The sequence below is a fragment of the Sphingomonas panacisoli genome (assembly GCF_007859635.1).
Taxonomy (GTDB): Bacteria; Pseudomonadota; Alphaproteobacteria; order Sphingomonadales; family Sphingomonadaceae; genus Sphingomonas; species Sphingomonas panacisoli.
Window position 1 is genome coordinate 2,376,990 of the sequence record NZ_CP042306.1, and the last position, 13,847, is coordinate 2,390,836.

Below are 13,847 nucleotides of genomic sequence, written 5' to 3' on the forward strand. Positions count from 1 at the left end.
GACGCGAGTGCGCATGATTCACGCGATGCTCGTCCCGGTATCATTCGGATTGTTAGTTGCAGCTACCGTAACGCATCGAGTTTGAGGCGTGACGGGATGGGCAGCTTTCGGGGATGAGCGTGTTGGGCGGCCACGACCATTTCTAGGGCGTTTTGCAGCCCAATCTGTATCGACCCAACTGCAGACGAAGCCTCGTCGACATGATGCTCCGCCCGACCGAACCGATGGTGGCAACGGGATCGTCACGATGGTTCAGTAAGGCCGTGGATGTCACCCTACTCGATCGCGGGTTCGGCCCGGTTGAAGCCCAAGCTCTTGATCCGGTCCGCGAGCGGCGCGAAGCCGTTCGAGTCCGTCGTCGATCCAGGCTTGGCCCACGGTAGCGTTGTCGTGATGCCATGCGTGATGGGCGCGTTCACCACTTCCAGAGTCATGCCGATCAGATAGTATCCTTTTCCGAGATCGGCGGAGAGGTCGTCTGGATCCAGCAACGTGACGGTGCGCGCCGTCAGGTCGCTCAGGGTGACGAGCGCCGGGCAGTCGCTCACGTCGTTCCTGTGGAGCATGGGGGTGCAATCGAGCCTCACCGGCTGCCCGGTCTGCGACGTCATCCACGCGATGTGCGCATTCGCGTAGGCGCTGCTACCGATCGTGGTGTTGGATCGCATCGGGCCTCGCGCCATCTCCAATATGAAGAGCGGACTGAATCCCGGTCGAAAGCCGGCCGGATGCATGCCCGCGCCATTGTCTTGCGGCATGACCCGCTTTCCGATCACGGCATAGACGAGCCGCCCGTCGCCGATGTCGACCGGGATCGCCTCGGCCTCTGTGCGCCCTGAAAAATACCACACCGGCCCTCCTTCGAATGGAATTCGAGGGATCGGAGCTTCTGAATATCCCCAGACCCCGGACGACGTCCGCACGCCCTTTGGCGTACCGACGCTGATTGTTATTCGGTAGCGCACCTGATCGGTCTGCATCACCGCCGGCACGAAGTGGCAGCCGACCAGCGTGAGCGGAATCAGGATAACAAAGGCCAACAACGCGCGCATGGTTCCTCACCACCGATAGTGCGCTGATACTAATTTAGAGTGTGAAGAATCTGTTTGTGCGGGCTGACGATGGAGACGTCAGTTTCCGACCCAACTACGGAAATTCGCGGCCCGTCATAAGGAAGGTCTGCTCTTGGGACCTTCCTCGGGGACGCCGAACGGCGCCTAATTGGGCGCGCAGCGGCCTATTGCGGCGTGATCCTACGGCGCTCGCGGCACAATTATCGGCCCTTGGATATCTGCGGCTTCGGGACGTAGCGGCCCGGAGTTGGTGTTTTGACCTGCAATCACCTGCCATTTTCCGCGCCGCCGTTCGGCCACCAGCGTCATCAATCCATAGCGGGCCGGCATCGCCGCACCGTTGCTATCGCGCTCTCCGTCTATCCGCCAACTCCACCGGATGAGTGCAAGATCAGCGCGAACAAACCTGACGTCCGTCGCGAGCGGCGTGATCGTCGAAGCAGCCAGACGCGCCGTAAGAATTCGGGAATGATATTTGGCGAAGTTTGCTTTTCCACGAAGCCAGATCGCGCCGACGTTTACAAAGTCGACATCCTCGGACACGAGCTTCGCAAGCTCATCACCCTGATGGGTCGACCAGGCGGCTGAGAATGAGGCTGGCAGACTGGCAACCGTCGAACGATCAACCGCCGTTTGCGCCGTCGCCGGTACCGTATTGCTGAGGACGCAAAGCGATACGCCAATTACGCAACGATACATTCAATCCTCCCGAACGACTTAAGCCGATTTATCGCATCGGTCTGGGAGTGTAGCAACAGAACGCATCGGAGCGGCCGCTTCTGGTATCGACGCGATTGTCGTCGAACGACCGAATGGGGGCGCCTTGCAGACGGACTTCGATCAGCCGGTGACGTTGGACAGCGCAACCAATGCTATGCCAAAGTATCCGCACGGTTTCTCGCAAATGTGACCGACGAAGATTGCGACCTCGTCGTTCCGAGAAATCTCAAGGGTGAAAAGCTGGTAGAGTTCGATCTCAACGTTTGGAGAGTAGGAACATATGTGGAACCGCAGAACCATTCTAGGCGCGACCACGGCAGTGGCAATAGCGCCCAGAGCCTTCGCTGTCGGGAGTGCAACTTCGAGCATCAATTCAATTATCGACTTGCATCATGACAGTAGGGTCGAGCCGGGCGAGGCGCAGCGCTCAGGAGTATCAGCGATAATCCACAAGTCGACAGAGGGCGGCGATTTCACCGATGGCCGGTACCAAGACCGAAAGAAAAGCGCGAAGGCGCTTGGCCTTCTATGGGGATCATTCCATTTCGCAAACGACGCGCCGGTTTCGACGCAGCTCAAGAACTATCTCGACTTCACCGCTCCGGAAGCTGACGAAATAATGTGCCTAGACTTTGAAGACCATCATGGCCACGAGATGTCGAAGGCAGATGCCCACACTTTCATCGAGGGGGTGCGCGAAGCGACCCGCCGATATCCCATGCTTTACGGAGGCCACTGGCTTCGTATGCAGACTGGCACCAAGCCCGACGCGATCTTCGCGCAATGCCCTCTTTGGTATCGACGTTACGCTCCGCGTCCAATAGGTATCCCCACCCAGATCTGGGACAACTACACGCTTTGGCAATATACAGACGGGGCGAACTACGGTGGGCCCCAAAATAAGGTGAATGGAATCTCCTGCGATCGAAATCTGTTCCGCGGTACGGAGGCAGAACTGCGCGCAGCTTGGCCCTTCACTCATGTTCAGGCTTAGCGGCTTGACCAATAAGTGCTCGACACTTGACCCATGCTAACTTCCCAACTGAGATGCTTTACCAGCAAGCGATTGAATGACCGCTTTTGAGAGTTGAGCGCTGCGCCCTAAACGACTGGGATTGGGGCGCATTGTCGCCTACAGATCTAACGGCTGCGAGGTAACGGCCTTGCTGTAAGTTAGCGAAATATACCTGCCGAAGCGGTCCGCCGAGAGGAACCTTGCATGTCTGGGGCTGGTTCTACTGCTTGAAAGATCGGCAGTTTTCGCCGGCAGGAGAACCCCATGTCCGTCCTCGACCAAGTGATCGCCGCCGTTACGCCCCCTGAGAGCGACGGGGAACGGCAGGAAGCGCGCGCCAAAGCGCAGGCCGCCGCGGTACCGGGCGGATGGTTCGCGATGATCCTGGATCACCACTTGCTGCTCGAAGACGCGTTCGCCGCGACCAAGGCGGCTGGCGATAGTGCGTCGCGGACTGCGGCGCTCAAGCATCTCGGTGTGGTCCTGATGGGCCACGCCATCGCCGAAGAAGCGGTAGTCTATCCCGGGCTCGGCGAGGCGGGTGAAAAGGGCCATGCGGAGATGGGCTATAACGAGCAGGTGATGGTCAAGATGCAGATGGCCATGCTCGGGAAACTCGACCCGATGAGCCAGGATTTCGACGACAAGCTAGAGCACATCCGTGGCGCTGTCGCGCATCACATGTACGAGGAAGAGGGGACTTGGTTCATCGAGCTGTCGGAAAAGGCGCCGGCGGCTGATCAGGCGATGATCACGCAGAAGTATCAGGAAGAATGGTCGCGCTACGTCGGCGCAGATGCCTGACCTAGGGGAAGTATTGAGTGACGGGACAACCTCGAAAGGTATGACATGACCTATGTGAAAACCCGGGACGGCACCGACATCTACGTCAAAAGCTGGGGCGAAGGCCGCCCCGTCGTGCTAACGCATGGCTGGCCGCTGGCCGCCGACATGTGGGACGCGCAGGCGATGGCCTTGGCAAAGGCCGGCTTCCGCGCAATCGCTTACGACCGCCGCGGGTTCGGCCGCTCCGCGCAGCCTTGGGCAGGTTACGATTATGACACGCTGGCCGACGACTTGGCCGATGTGATGAAGGAAATGGGCGCCGAGACCGATGCCACGATCATTGGCTTTTCGATGGGTGGTGGCGAGATCGCCCGCTACATGAGCCGCTATGACGGCATGGGCGTGGTGTCCGCAGGACTGATATCCTCGGTCGTGCCCTATATGCTGAAGACGGACGACAATCCCGACGGAACGCCGCAATCGACCTTCGACCAGATCGCACAAGGCATTGAGGCCGATCGCGCACACTTCTTCCGCCATACATTCTTCCCGCAATTCTTCGGTGCCGGCTTCATCACCAGTCCGGTGAGCGACGACGTGCTGGACTTTGTGACGGGAACCGCGCTCCATGCCGGTCTTCATCCGACGCTGGCGTGCGCCGAGGCGTTCTCGCACACGGATTTCCGTCCCGACCTGTCAGCGTTTCGCGTGCCGACGCTTATCATCCACGGCACCGCCGACAAGACGGTGCCGATCGACGCGGCAGGTCGCGCGGCGGCGCGCGGGATCGCGAGCGCGCAGCTGATCGAATACGATGGCGAGCCGCACGGGTTGAACGTCACGGCTGGCGATAGGCTAACCCGCGACATCCTCCAGTTCGTCAGCGACGCGGTCGCGACCGACGCCGTAAGGGAATCGGAAGAAGTGGCCTGATCTTCCCTGCCAAACTCGCCGCCGGACGTTCATTGGTGATGGCCGACACCATCGAGATTCTGCGACGCGAGATGGAAGCCGCAGCGGGCGCCCTCGACTTCGAGGAGGCGCGGCGCATTCGCGACCGGATCAATTTAATGAGAGGTGGAGCGGATGCTGTAGAGGTCGCACAAGCCGACACGTCGGGTTTGGAACGCCAGCAGCCGGGTGCCATGGGGCTTGGCACTAGTCGGCAGAGGCCGATCACCCCGCCAGGATGGAAGCCGCCACCAAAGCCAGATCTCAGGACGTCCGGCAGAAAACGGAAGTAACGATTGATGTCGCAAGTGCCGCCGTACTGGCCGTGCTAGCCGAACGTAGAGCGCGCGCAACGATATGTCCAAGCGAGGTAGCGGCCGAATTGTCCGCAATTCGAAATTGAGCTTTCAGGTTCGAAACAGTCTTAATCCGACGATCGTTAGTCGAGCATGCTGTCGGAGAATTCACCGAAGATAGGCGCCGCGGCGACCTGATGCGAACGGCGGCTTTCGGAGCCGTTCGACGTCGGCGCTAATGTCCGAAGTTGGGGCGCAAACCCGCCCTCGAAACGTTAGGCCGGAATGACTCACAAAAAGCTCACACTTCCCTCCAAAGACTGCGCCGCATGCGGCCTGCCGTTCGCTTGGCGAAAAAAGTGGCAGCGCGATTGGGAAAACGTGAAATTCTGCTCTGATCGCTGCCGAAAGGCCGATACGGCGAAGATCAAATAAAACGTCGTAAGCCGACTACGTTTCTCTCAAAAGAAGGCGCTCTGCACGGCTCTGCGGTAATTGCGCGATGAGCGCACGCGCACTGGCGATGTGGCTGGCACGTTTAGCCGGGTCATGTGATGTGGTGGCCGCATCATAGGCAGCGTAGGCCGCACAGCGAAGCCGCCGCTCCGCGTCAAACAGAATTCCCATCGCCAGCGATCCTCTGCCTATATCGCCGACAACGCCTCAATCGCGTATTCGATGCTTAGTGATCAACCTGTACTCCGGCGCTTCACAGCAATCGGCCCGCGTCGCCTCCGACGCGTAGGAGCGGGGGCAACATCCGGGCCCATCCATTCGCGGGTCACGATCAGCAACGCCGCCATGATAACGGGGCCGACAAACAGCCCGACCAGTCCGAGTTCGGCGAGTCCTCCCAAGGCGCCGACCATCGCGAATAGGAAAGGCAACTCAACCGCACTGCCGATCACCGATGGCTGGATGAAATTGTCGCCGACCGCCATCACCACGGTGCCAAATGCGAACAGACCTGCGGCGGCACCAACGTGGCCCTGCAACAGCAGCACAATGCTCGCCAACCCGAACGCTGCCCAAGCGCCGAACGGTATCAGTGCCAGCAAGATCGTGAACGTCGCGAACAGTAACGGCTGCGGCACACCGGCCACCCAGTAGCCGACGCCGATGATCGTTCCCTCGAGGACCGAAACGAGCACGGTGCCGTTGACGGTTCCCCGCACCGCACCGATCATTCGTTCGAGGAAGTGCTCGCCGAACGTGCCGAACATGCGCTGGGCAACGAGGCGCGCCTTACCGTTAATGTTGCCGCCGCTGGCTAGCATGGTGCCTGTGATGACGAGCGTAATGGCGAACTGACTAGTATCGCGCGCTACTTCGCCGCCGATCGATCGCATCCAGCCGAGGATCGATCCGGCACTCACCGTTCCGAGCAGCGCGATTGCACCCTTTGGATCAGCCAGATGCTGCTGCCACCATCCGGCGATCTTGTCGCCAGCCAGGGGTATCGCGGGGAGCCATGCGGGCATCGGGAGGCCGATCTGCTGAACATGCTGGAACCACTCCAGCGCGCCCTGGCTTTCCTGCGCCAGCGACACCGCCGCCAGCGACAGCGGCCCGATGACGAACAACGCGGTCGCGAGCGTGAACCCAAGCGCGAGGAAACCCGGATGATTGGGAAAACGCTTGGTGGCCCGCGCGTAGAGCGGCCATTCCGCGATCGCCAGAACCGCCGCCCAGGCAATGGGGATCAGGAATTCCCAGGCCATCCAGACCGCGAGCAGCACGATCGCCAGCGTGAGATAGAGCTGCCGCATCCGCACGCCTGGATCTTCCGCAACGATTTGCGCCGGCGGAGTTGTAGGATCGGCACTCAACGTCTGCCCGCGTGGCGCCATCGTTTCATCCCGCTCAAATGTTCGGCTGCGGATGTAGCCGCCGCGACAAGAAAGAGCGAGCGACGTACGCCGCCCTCGCAAATATTAATCTGCAATGATCTAGGTGGCGGGTCGAGAATCCGACCTTGCTTCGGGTTCTGGGGTTGGCGCTTCGATGGCAGTGTTTGATCCCTTGCTATCGAGGCGTTTTCCGCAAACTTCGGCGCTTCTGCGCTCGGCAATGCGACTGATCGCCGACTAAGTGCTCATCAGCACATTGGCGTATGCGTTATCTTCCAGCGCGCGCCCTGCACCAATTGCCACGGCGGTGAGCGCCGTCTCGGCGACGACGACCGAAACACCGGTTGCCTTGGTGAGTGCTTCGTCAATGCCGGGAAGCATCGAGCCGCCACCGGTCATGACGATGCCGTGACTATGAATATCGACCGCGAGTTCCGGCTCGGTCGCGGCGAGCGTCAACATGACGGTCTCGACGACTTGATCGACCAGGTCGCTGAGCGGTCCAGCGAAATCAGCTTGAGCGACCTCGATCTCGCGCGGCACGCCGTTCACAAGGTCGCGGCCACGAACCGCCATGGCCAGGCCGGGGCCATTCGTCGGCATTCGCGCGATGCCGATTGCTATCTTGATCCGCTCTGCCGTCGTCTCGCCGATGACGAGGTTGTGATTGCGACGGATGCTCGACGTGATCGCTTCGTCCATCCGGTCGCCGCCAACCCGGGCGGAGGCATGGCGAACCACACTGCCGAGAGAAATGACGGCAATGTCAGTAGTACCGCCGCCGATATCGACGACCATCGTACCGACAGGGTCGTTAACCGGCAGCCCGGCACCGATCGCTGCCGCCATCGGTTCCTCGATCAGGCTGACGCTGCGTGCGCCGGCGTTCGTCGCCGCCTGCCGGATGGCGCGCCGCTCGACCTCGGTCGCTCCCGACGGAATGCAGATCGCTACATTCGGACGGCGCGGCAGTCTTGATGGTCCTCCGTGTGCCTTGTCGATGAATGCCTTGATCATCTGCTCGGCGATATCGACGTCGGCGATCACACCGTCGCGCATGGGCCGAACGGTGCTGGTGCCACGCGGAGTGCGGCCGATCATGAGCTTCGCTTCCATGCCGAATGCTCGCAGCCGCGGTGCGCCGTCGAGAAACTCTATCGCGACGACCGAGGGTTCATTGAGAACGATCCCCTGGCCCCGCAGATAGACGATGGTGTTCACCGTCCCGAGGTCGATCGCCATGTCGTTGGAAGTCGTGCTGAGGAAACGTGGAATGCGAATGATGGGGCCGATCGTGTACAGCGCAAGGAGTCGCGCTCATGTCAGTGTTGAGCGTTAAGCCCATCATACAAAGCGACGAGCCGGTCGACCTCGGCGATGACCTCGCGCTGTTCGCTCAGCCAGCGCTGGGTCGCATCGTGCATCGCCTCGCCATTGCGACCGTCGTGCAGCGTCGCGCCTCCCTCGATCAGAAAGACGGCATCGCGCGCGCGGGTCCGCTGCAACCTGAGGTGCGTCATCCATTGCTCGACGACGTCGGACGGTATTGATCGGTCCAAGTTTGCTGCCTCCATGACACGATATGGGGAGAGCAGCGTCGAATGCGAACGAACGATCGAAGTTCAGCCGGCAACAGGATTATCGCAATACGGGTTCGGACTGCTGTGGCTTCGTTTCATCCATTCTGGGCTACACTAGAAAACGTCCGGTTTCGGGGCGCAATTAAGACCCGCAGCCGTTCAAATGGCCGCAAATCACCGTCGATTGCTCCGCCGCGCGCAGCGACCAAAACTGCTGTGTGGTAGATGCCGCGCAAGACAACCCGTCGGTGGCCAATTTCGCGTCCGAAGATAAAAAAGCCGGCACCCATGGCGCTATCCCAAACGATGTCCATATTAAGGTGATCGTGCTGAATGCCTCCCGAGTGCATCGCGACTGAGAGACTCGACATGCTCCCCACTCTCCGGTCGGTAAGGATCACACCATGGCAAAGGGACAGCAACGCGGTAACCGCGAAGCGCGCAAACCGAAGAAGCCGGAGCCTCCTAAACAGAACGCTTCTAATCCCACGTTGAAGGGTACAGCGCCGTCGCAAACAACTCAGAACAAATGAGCCAGCGACCTTTTCTGGAAGGCAGGTCCGCCTCGAGCCAATTTCGAACCGTTTATGTTTTCGATGACGTTCGTCTGAGAACTGCCCGACTTCCCGGGTCGGGATTTAACTATGACGCTTGAAATCGCCGGTAGCCGCTCGACGAAGTCCACGGTTGTGTTCAATCATCCGTTTCGACTGGGCCGAGACTCTCGCGAATTTCCGCCAGGCACGTACACCGTGCACACGCACGAAGACGTGTATCAAGGCGTCTTCGACCCGATCCACATTGCGATCAGTGCCGAACTCATCGTCAACCTGGATGGAACGACATTTTCCCGATTCGCGAAGCCGGAAGAGCTTAGGTCGGCACTGGAGCTCGACGCGAACTGCACCTTGATCGCCGACGGCCCCAGTGAGAACCCTGATCGTCTCTCGGGATGATTCGTCTCGTTTGCATAGCGGTATTTCTGTGGGTCACGCCGAGCGCAATTATCATAATCGCCTATGGAGCAACGAAGATTTTCCCGAAGTTTCACCGATTGATGGCAAGATGGCTGGTGTCCGGAACTGATTAGTTTCGGCAGCGACCGCAAGCCATTCCCGGGCAACAACTTCGTCGTCGCAGCTGAACCTGTCTTGTTCGTGGCCTTGATCCACGGCAGCGCGCACTTGTAAGCGGCGGGGCTACGCGAGGCCAACATGGATCTGAATTACCTTTTTCACCGCCACCAAGTATCGATGATGCCCGCAGATGCCGCGTCAAACGGTGAGGTAGTTTTACGCCCAATTGAAATCGCGCTTGGGAACGCTGTAGGAATGGCTGCTTTTGGGAACGTAAAGGCGGCCGAAATTATGGCGCGAAGCAGCCTCGTGCTTGGCATCCCGTCCTGACACAAAAAAACTAAATTATTCACGCATCTTAATGGCCGCTACACCGTTGCTTCTTTGATTGGTTACCAGTTCGTTAACCGACAAGGGGCGGATCTCGCCCTGCTTAAAGGGGCTATCAAAATGTTTTCGACAAAATTGCTCGCGGGCATGGCAGCTCTCGCCATGGCCGTGCCGGGCGTATCCAGCGCACAATCGACGTATAATTTCTCATACACGGCGCAGAACGGGAATGTGCTGGGAACAGGCACCTTTACCACCGGTGCTGCAAACCCAGCTGGCAGTTTTTTTACGCCCAGCGCATTGATTACGAACCTAACCGGCACCTATCGTGGCGCCGACATCACCGGCCTTCTGACGGCGGGAACATACTTCGCTAACGACAATATCTTTTACACGTCACCTCCCGCAGGCAGCGGTAATCTGGACCTGCGTGGTGTAGCGTTCAGCACCACCGCCGGCATGGCTGATTTCTACTTTGGGTTGGGCGGCTACGGTACAATCTTTACCCGCACAGGCGGTACAGCAACTTCGAACGTTGGCGGCACATTCGCCGTCACGCCCGCAGTCGCAGCCGTGCCAGAGCCGGCCACTTGGGCTATGATGCTGATTGGCTTTGGGGTGGTTGGGCAATCGCTCCGTCGTCGCCAAACCGTCTCGACGCGCATTCGATACGTCTAGCCCGACCTATGGTCCAGAAGAGCCGCTGGTCGCGTGACCGGCGGCTTTTTTGCGAAATCCAGACGTCGGTTTCCACTCAATATTGCACGCCGGCCCATAGCCGAGCGAATGGCGTCTTTCGGGATTGTCGCGACTATCGTCGAACGACAGCAATTAGGGCGCAAAACCGACTTAGAGACCTTCTCCGGCAACTAGCCTGTACCCCACTCCTAACTCGTTGATCAGCATTCGCGGGCGCGCTGGATCGGTCTCGAGTTTATGACGCAGGTTGCGCACGACGATGCGCAGATAGTCGATATGCTCCTCATGCGCCGGGCCCCAGACGGTGCGGAGCAATTGACGATGGCCGATCACGCGGTCGGGACGCTTCGCCAGTTCGGCCAAGACATCGTATTCTTTGGGGGTGAGGTGGACGTCCTCGTCGCCCCGGCGGACACGGCGACGCTCCAAGTCGATTTCCACGTCGCCCGTCGTAACGACAGCTGCCGAGTCACCCGTCACGTGATGGCGAAGCGCCGCGCGAACGCGAGCCAAGAGTTCTTCGGTGTCAAATGGCTTGGTCAAATAATCGTCCGCGCCCAGGTCTAGCGCGGCAACTTTTTCTGCCGTGTCTTCGCGTGCCGACACAACGATGACGGACGCTTTACCCCGCAATAACTGGATCAGCTCCAACCCATCCCGATCGGGTAGACCCAAGTCTAGGAGCACCACCGCTGGCTTATCAATGTCTGCCAACGACAGTGCTTCACGCGCCGTCGCCGCTTCACCCGCTGCATAGCCTGCTCGCTCGATTGCGACGCGGAGCAGACGGCGGATGTGCGCGTCATCCTCGACAATCAGGATCTTGGGCTGTGCGGCCATGTCTCCTGTTACGGCCGCGGCGTAATCCGGTCGAGCGCAAGGTTGAGGGCGAGCACGTTTACGCGCGGCTCGCCGACAAAACCCAACAGGGGATATGCCGTGTTGTCGGCGACCAATGCTTTGACCTTGTCCGCCGCAACCCCGCGCGCTTTCGCCACGCGCGCGACTTGGAACAAAGCCGCCTCGGGGCTGATATCGGGATCGAGCCCCGAGGCGGAGGCCGTCACCAGGTCGGCGGGAACATTGATACCTGGGGCGGAGGCTTTGGCGGCGGCCAGGTCAGTCTTGACGCGATCGAACAGCGCCTTGCTGGTCGGGCCGAGGTTCGACCCTGACGAGGCGGTGGCGTCGTAACCGTTCTTGCCGGCAGCGGAGGGGCGACCGTGGAAATAGGCGTCGCTCGCGAAGGACTGGCCGACCAGCGCCGAGCCGATGACGTTTCCCTTGGCGTTCTTGATCATGCTCCCGTTGGCGGCCGCCGGCGCGATGATCTGGCCGATGCCGGTGATCGCGGCGGGGTAAACGAACCCGAGCAGCAGCGCGAACAGCAGGGTCAGCACGATGGCCGGGCGCAGCGAAGTGATGAAATCCTTGAGCATATCGGTTGTCCTCAGGCGAGGTGGAGGCCGGCGACGGCGAGGTCGATCAGCTTGATGCCGACGAACGGTGCGATCAGGCCGCCGAGGCCGTAGACGGCGAGGTTGCGCGCGAGCAGCGGTCCCGCGCCGATCGCGCGATATTTTACGCCCTTAAGCGCGAGCGGCACCAAGCACGGGATGATCAGCGCGTTGAAGATGATCGCCGACAGGATCGCGCTTTGCGGGCTGGCGAGCCCCATGACGTTAAGCACCGCTAGGCCCGGATAAAGCGCGACGAACATCGCCGGGATGATCGCGAAATACTTGGCGACGTCGTTCGCCACCGAGAAGGTGGTGAGCGCGCCGCGCGTCATCAGCAGCTGCTTGCCGAGGCCGACGACCTCGATCAGCTTGGTCGGGTCGCTGTCGAGATCGACCATGTTGCCGGCCTCGCGCGCGGCCTGCGTGCCGGTGTTCATCGCTACGCCGACATCAGCCTGCGCCAGCGCGGGCGCGTCGTTGGTGCCGTCGCCGCACATCGCGACGAGCTTGCCGCCCTGCTGCTCCTTGCGGATCAGCGCCAGCTTGTCCTCGGGCGTGGCCTCGGCGAGGAAGTCGTCGACCCCGGCCTCGGCGGCGATGGCGGCGGCGGTCAGCGGGTTGTCGCCAGTGATCATCACGGTACGAATGCCCATCCGGCGCAGCTCGGCGAAGCGCTCGCGCACCCCGGCCTTGACGACATCCTTTAGCGCGACCGCGCCGACCAGCCGGCCGTCGCGGAGGACCGCCAACGGGGTCATGCCGCCGCGGGCGATTTCGTCGGTGATTCGCTTGAGTTCGACGGCACCCGGCGCGTCGGCCGCCAGCGTCTTCAGGATCGAATCCACCGCGCCCTTCAGCACCGTCACACCGGCGACCTTGACACCCGACGCCCGCGTCTGCGCGGTGAACAGGATGATCTCGGCGTCGCTGGCCAAGGTCGCCGCGGCGGCGAACTTTTCGCGCGCGAGCACGACGATCGATCGGCCTTCGGGCGTTTCATCTGCCAGGCTGGCGAGCATCGCCGCTTCGGCCAGCGCCTTGACCTCCATCCCCGCAATGGGACGGAACTCACTCGCCTGACGGTCGCCGATCGTGATTGTGCCGGTCTTGTCGAGCAGCAAGGTATCGACATCGCCCGCCGCCTCGACTGCGCGGCCCGACTTGGCGAGCACGTTGAAGCGGATCAGGCGGTCCATGCCCGCAATGCCGATCGCCGACAGCAGCGCCGCGATGGTCGTTGGGATGAGCGTGATCAGCAGTGCAGCGAGGATCGCGACAGGCACGCTCCCGCCGGCATAGCTCGCGAAGCCGGGGATCGTCCCGACCGCGATCAGGAAGATGATCGTCAGGCCGACCAGCAGAATGGTCAGCGCGATCTCGTTCGGTGTCTTCTGGCGCTCCGCCCCCTCGACCAACGCGATCATGCGATCGAGAAAGCCTTGGCCTGGCTCCTGCGTGACACGGACCTTGATCCGATCGGAGATGACGCGCGTGCCGGCCGTCACAGCTGAGCGGTCGCCACCAGCCTCGCGGATCACGGGTGCGCTCTCGCCCGTGATCGCGGCTTCGTTGACACTGGCAACGCCCTCGACGACTTCACCATCGGCGGGGATCAGGTCGCCGGTCTCGACCAGCACCATCTCGCCCTTCGCAAGCCGCCACGCCTCGATCATGCCCCAGGTGTCGCCCACGCCGGTCAGTCGCTTGGCCTGAAGCTGGGACTTAGTCGCGCGCAGGCTCGCCGCCTGTGCCCGGCCGCGACCTTCGGCGAGCGCTTCGGCGAACGTGCCAAACAGGACGGTCAGCCACAGCCAGACGATGAGCTGGAGTTGGAACCCGACGCCGAGCTTCTCGCCGCCGATCACCAGCAGCACCGTGAGCAGCGAGGCAATCACCGCCGTCGTGAACAGCACTGGATTCTTGATGAGCTGGCGTGGGTCGAGCTTCTTGAAGGCGTCGCCTATCGCCGGGACGATCAACTCGCCCGAGAACATGGAGGTCGTGGTCATGT

At 61.1% G+C, this 13,847-nt stretch carries 17 protein-coding genes; 9 read left to right on the plus strand and 8 right to left on the minus strand.

The features are described from left to right. Positions 1 to 275: 275 nt before the first annotated feature. On the minus strand, positions 276 to 1,052 hold the full coding sequence (locus tag FPZ24_RS11945; RefSeq protein WP_146572274.1) for a hypothetical protein: 777 nt from the start codon (positions 1,050 to 1,052) through the stop codon (positions 276 to 278). Positions 1,053 to 1,253: 201 nt separating this feature from the next. After that, entirely contained in the window at positions 1,254 to 1,772 is a 519-nt protein-coding gene (locus FPZ24_RS11950; RefSeq protein ID WP_146572276.1) for an SgcJ/EcaC family oxidoreductase, read from the minus strand. 301 nt (positions 1,773 to 2,073) lie between these two features. Here FPZ24_RS11950 and FPZ24_RS11955 point away from each other — a divergent pair, with 301 nt between their 5' ends. From FPZ24_RS11955 to FPZ24_RS11980, 6 genes are all read left to right on the plus strand, one after another. After that, positions 2,074 to 2,787 (plus strand): glycoside hydrolase family 25 protein, encoded by a 714-nt coding sequence (locus FPZ24_RS11955; protein WP_146572278.1) that lies wholly within the window; start codon positions 2,074 to 2,076, stop codon positions 2,785 to 2,787. Positions 2,788 to 3,072: 285 nt separating this feature from the next. Beyond that, entirely contained in the window at positions 3,073 to 3,612 is a 540-nt protein-coding gene (locus tag FPZ24_RS11960) for a hemerythrin domain-containing protein (protein ID WP_146572281.1), read from the plus strand. Positions 3,613 to 3,657: 45 nt separating this feature from the next. Then, a complete protein-coding gene (locus tag FPZ24_RS11965) occupies positions 3,658 to 4,527 on the plus strand; it encodes an alpha/beta fold hydrolase (RefSeq protein ID WP_146572283.1) in 870 nt (289 codons plus the stop codon). Between the two features lie 38 nt (positions 4,528 to 4,565). Next, entirely contained in the window at positions 4,566 to 4,838 is a 273-nt protein-coding gene (locus FPZ24_RS11970; protein WP_146572286.1) for a UvrB/UvrC motif-containing protein, read from the plus strand. Then, complete coding sequence (locus FPZ24_RS17960) at positions 4,784 to 4,948, plus strand: DUF3253 domain-containing protein (protein ID WP_146572288.1); 165 nt, start codon at positions 4,784 to 4,786, stop codon at positions 4,946 to 4,948. Before FPZ24_RS11970 ends, FPZ24_RS17960 begins: the two co-directional genes overlap by 55 nt. A gap of 178 nt (positions 4,949 to 5,126) precedes the next feature. After that, complete coding sequence (locus FPZ24_RS11980; protein ID WP_146572290.1) at positions 5,127 to 5,276, plus strand: DUF2256 domain-containing protein; 150 nt, start codon at positions 5,127 to 5,129, stop codon at positions 5,274 to 5,276. Positions 5,277 to 5,530: 254 nt separating this feature from the next. Here the strand turns inward: FPZ24_RS11980 and FPZ24_RS11985 are convergent, their stop codons facing one another. The 3 genes from FPZ24_RS11985 to FPZ24_RS11995 form a co-directional block, all read right to left on the minus strand. Then, positions 5,531 to 6,610: an AI-2E family transporter gene (locus tag FPZ24_RS11985; protein ID WP_186728805.1), complete on the minus strand. Its 1,080-nt coding sequence runs from the start codon at positions 6,608 to 6,610 to the stop codon at positions 5,531 to 5,533. A gap of 318 nt (positions 6,611 to 6,928) precedes the next feature. Then, positions 6,929 to 7,933 (minus strand): rod shape-determining protein, encoded by a 1,005-nt coding sequence (gene mreB / locus FPZ24_RS11990; RefSeq protein ID WP_240047447.1) that lies wholly within the window; start codon positions 7,931 to 7,933, stop codon positions 6,929 to 6,931. A gap of 80 nt (positions 7,934 to 8,013) precedes the next feature. After that, positions 8,014 to 8,250 (minus strand): hypothetical protein, encoded by a 237-nt coding sequence (locus tag FPZ24_RS11995; protein WP_146572296.1) that lies wholly within the window; start codon positions 8,248 to 8,250, stop codon positions 8,014 to 8,016. 665 nt (positions 8,251 to 8,915) lie between these two features. Between FPZ24_RS11995 and FPZ24_RS12000 the strand changes: the two genes are divergently transcribed. The 3 genes from FPZ24_RS12000 to FPZ24_RS12005 all read left to right on the plus strand — a co-directional run bounded on the left by FPZ24_RS12000 (position 8,916) and on the right by FPZ24_RS12005 (position 10,355). Continuing rightward, on the plus strand, positions 8,916 to 9,227 hold the full coding sequence (locus FPZ24_RS12000; RefSeq protein WP_146572306.1) for a hypothetical protein: 312 nt from the start codon (positions 8,916 to 8,918) through the stop codon (positions 9,225 to 9,227). Between the two features lie 258 nt (positions 9,228 to 9,485). Further along, positions 9,486 to 9,677 (plus strand): hypothetical protein, encoded by a 192-nt coding sequence (locus FPZ24_RS17220; RefSeq protein ID WP_186728807.1) that lies wholly within the window; start codon positions 9,486 to 9,488, stop codon positions 9,675 to 9,677. 120 nt (positions 9,678 to 9,797) lie between these two features. After that, a complete protein-coding gene (locus FPZ24_RS12005; RefSeq protein ID WP_146574466.1) occupies positions 9,798 to 10,355 on the plus strand; it encodes a PEPxxWA-CTERM sorting domain-containing protein in 558 nt (185 codons plus the stop codon). Between the two features lie 171 nt (positions 10,356 to 10,526). Here FPZ24_RS12005 and FPZ24_RS12010 read toward each other — a convergent pair whose 3' ends face one another. Genes FPZ24_RS12010 through kdpB form a run of 3 tightly spaced genes read right to left on the minus strand, consistent with a single transcriptional unit; the run spans position 10,527 to position 13,845 of the window. Next, positions 10,527 to 11,216: a response regulator gene (locus tag FPZ24_RS12010; protein WP_146572308.1), complete on the minus strand. Its 690-nt coding sequence runs from the start codon at positions 11,214 to 11,216 to the stop codon at positions 10,527 to 10,529. An 8-nt stretch (positions 11,217 to 11,224) separates the two neighbouring features. Then, positions 11,225 to 11,815, minus strand: coding sequence for a potassium-transporting ATPase subunit KdpC (gene kdpC / locus FPZ24_RS12015; protein WP_146572310.1), 591 nt, complete (start codon positions 11,813 to 11,815; stop codon positions 11,225 to 11,227). 11 nt (positions 11,816 to 11,826) lie between these two features. Continuing rightward, positions 11,827 to 13,845, minus strand: coding sequence for a potassium-transporting ATPase subunit KdpB (gene kdpB, locus FPZ24_RS12020; RefSeq protein ID WP_240047448.1), 2,019 nt, complete (start codon positions 13,843 to 13,845; stop codon positions 11,827 to 11,829). Between the last annotated feature and the right edge of the window lie 2 nt (positions 13,846 to 13,847).

Excerpts from the sequence above, each read along its gene's own strand:
- FPZ24_RS11945 (WP_146572274.1), bottom strand. The coding sequence starts at position 1,052 with ATGCGCGCGTTGTTGGCCTTTGTTATCCTGATTCCGCTCACGCTGGTC.
- FPZ24_RS11950 (WP_146572276.1), bottom strand. The coding sequence starts at position 1,772 with ATGTATCGTTGCGTAATTGGCGTATCGCTTTGCGTCCTCAGCAATACG.
- FPZ24_RS11955 (WP_146572278.1), top strand. The coding sequence starts at position 2,074 with ATGTGGAACCGCAGAACCATTCTAGGCGCGACCACGGCAGTGGCAATA.
- FPZ24_RS11960 (WP_146572281.1), top strand. The coding sequence starts at position 3,073 with ATGTCCGTCCTCGACCAAGTGATCGCCGCCGTTACGCCCCCTGAGAGC.
- FPZ24_RS11965 (WP_146572283.1), top strand. The coding sequence starts at position 3,658 with ATGACCTATGTGAAAACCCGGGACGGCACCGACATCTACGTCAAAAGC.
- FPZ24_RS11970 (WP_146572286.1), top strand. The coding sequence starts at position 4,566 with ATGGCCGACACCATCGAGATTCTGCGACGCGAGATGGAAGCCGCAGCG.
- FPZ24_RS17960 (WP_146572288.1), top strand. The coding sequence starts at position 4,784 with ATGGAAGCCGCCACCAAAGCCAGATCTCAGGACGTCCGGCAGAAAACG.
- FPZ24_RS11980 (WP_146572290.1), top strand. The coding sequence starts at position 5,127 with ATGACTCACAAAAAGCTCACACTTCCCTCCAAAGACTGCGCCGCATGC.
- FPZ24_RS11985 (WP_186728805.1), bottom strand. The coding sequence starts at position 6,610 with ATGCGGCAGCTCTATCTCACGCTGGCGATCGTGCTGCTCGCGGTCTGG.
- mreB (WP_240047447.1), bottom strand. The coding sequence starts at position 7,933 with ATGGCGATCGACCTCGGGACGGTGAACACCATCGTCTATCTGCGGGGC.
- FPZ24_RS12000 (WP_146572306.1), top strand. The coding sequence starts at position 8,916 with ATGACGCTTGAAATCGCCGGTAGCCGCTCGACGAAGTCCACGGTTGTG.
- FPZ24_RS17220 (WP_186728807.1), top strand. The coding sequence starts at position 9,486 with ATGGATCTGAATTACCTTTTTCACCGCCACCAAGTATCGATGATGCCC.
- FPZ24_RS12005 (WP_146574466.1), top strand. The coding sequence starts at position 9,798 with ATGTTTTCGACAAAATTGCTCGCGGGCATGGCAGCTCTCGCCATGGCC.
- FPZ24_RS12010 (WP_146572308.1), bottom strand. The coding sequence starts at position 11,216 with ATGGCCGCACAGCCCAAGATCCTGATTGTCGAGGATGACGCGCACATC.
- kdpC (WP_146572310.1), bottom strand. The coding sequence starts at position 11,815 with ATGCTCAAGGATTTCATCACTTCGCTGCGCCCGGCCATCGTGCTGACC.
- kdpB (WP_240047448.1), bottom strand. The coding sequence starts at position 13,845 with ATGACCACGACCTCCATGTTCTCGGGCGAGTTGATCGTCCCGGCGATA.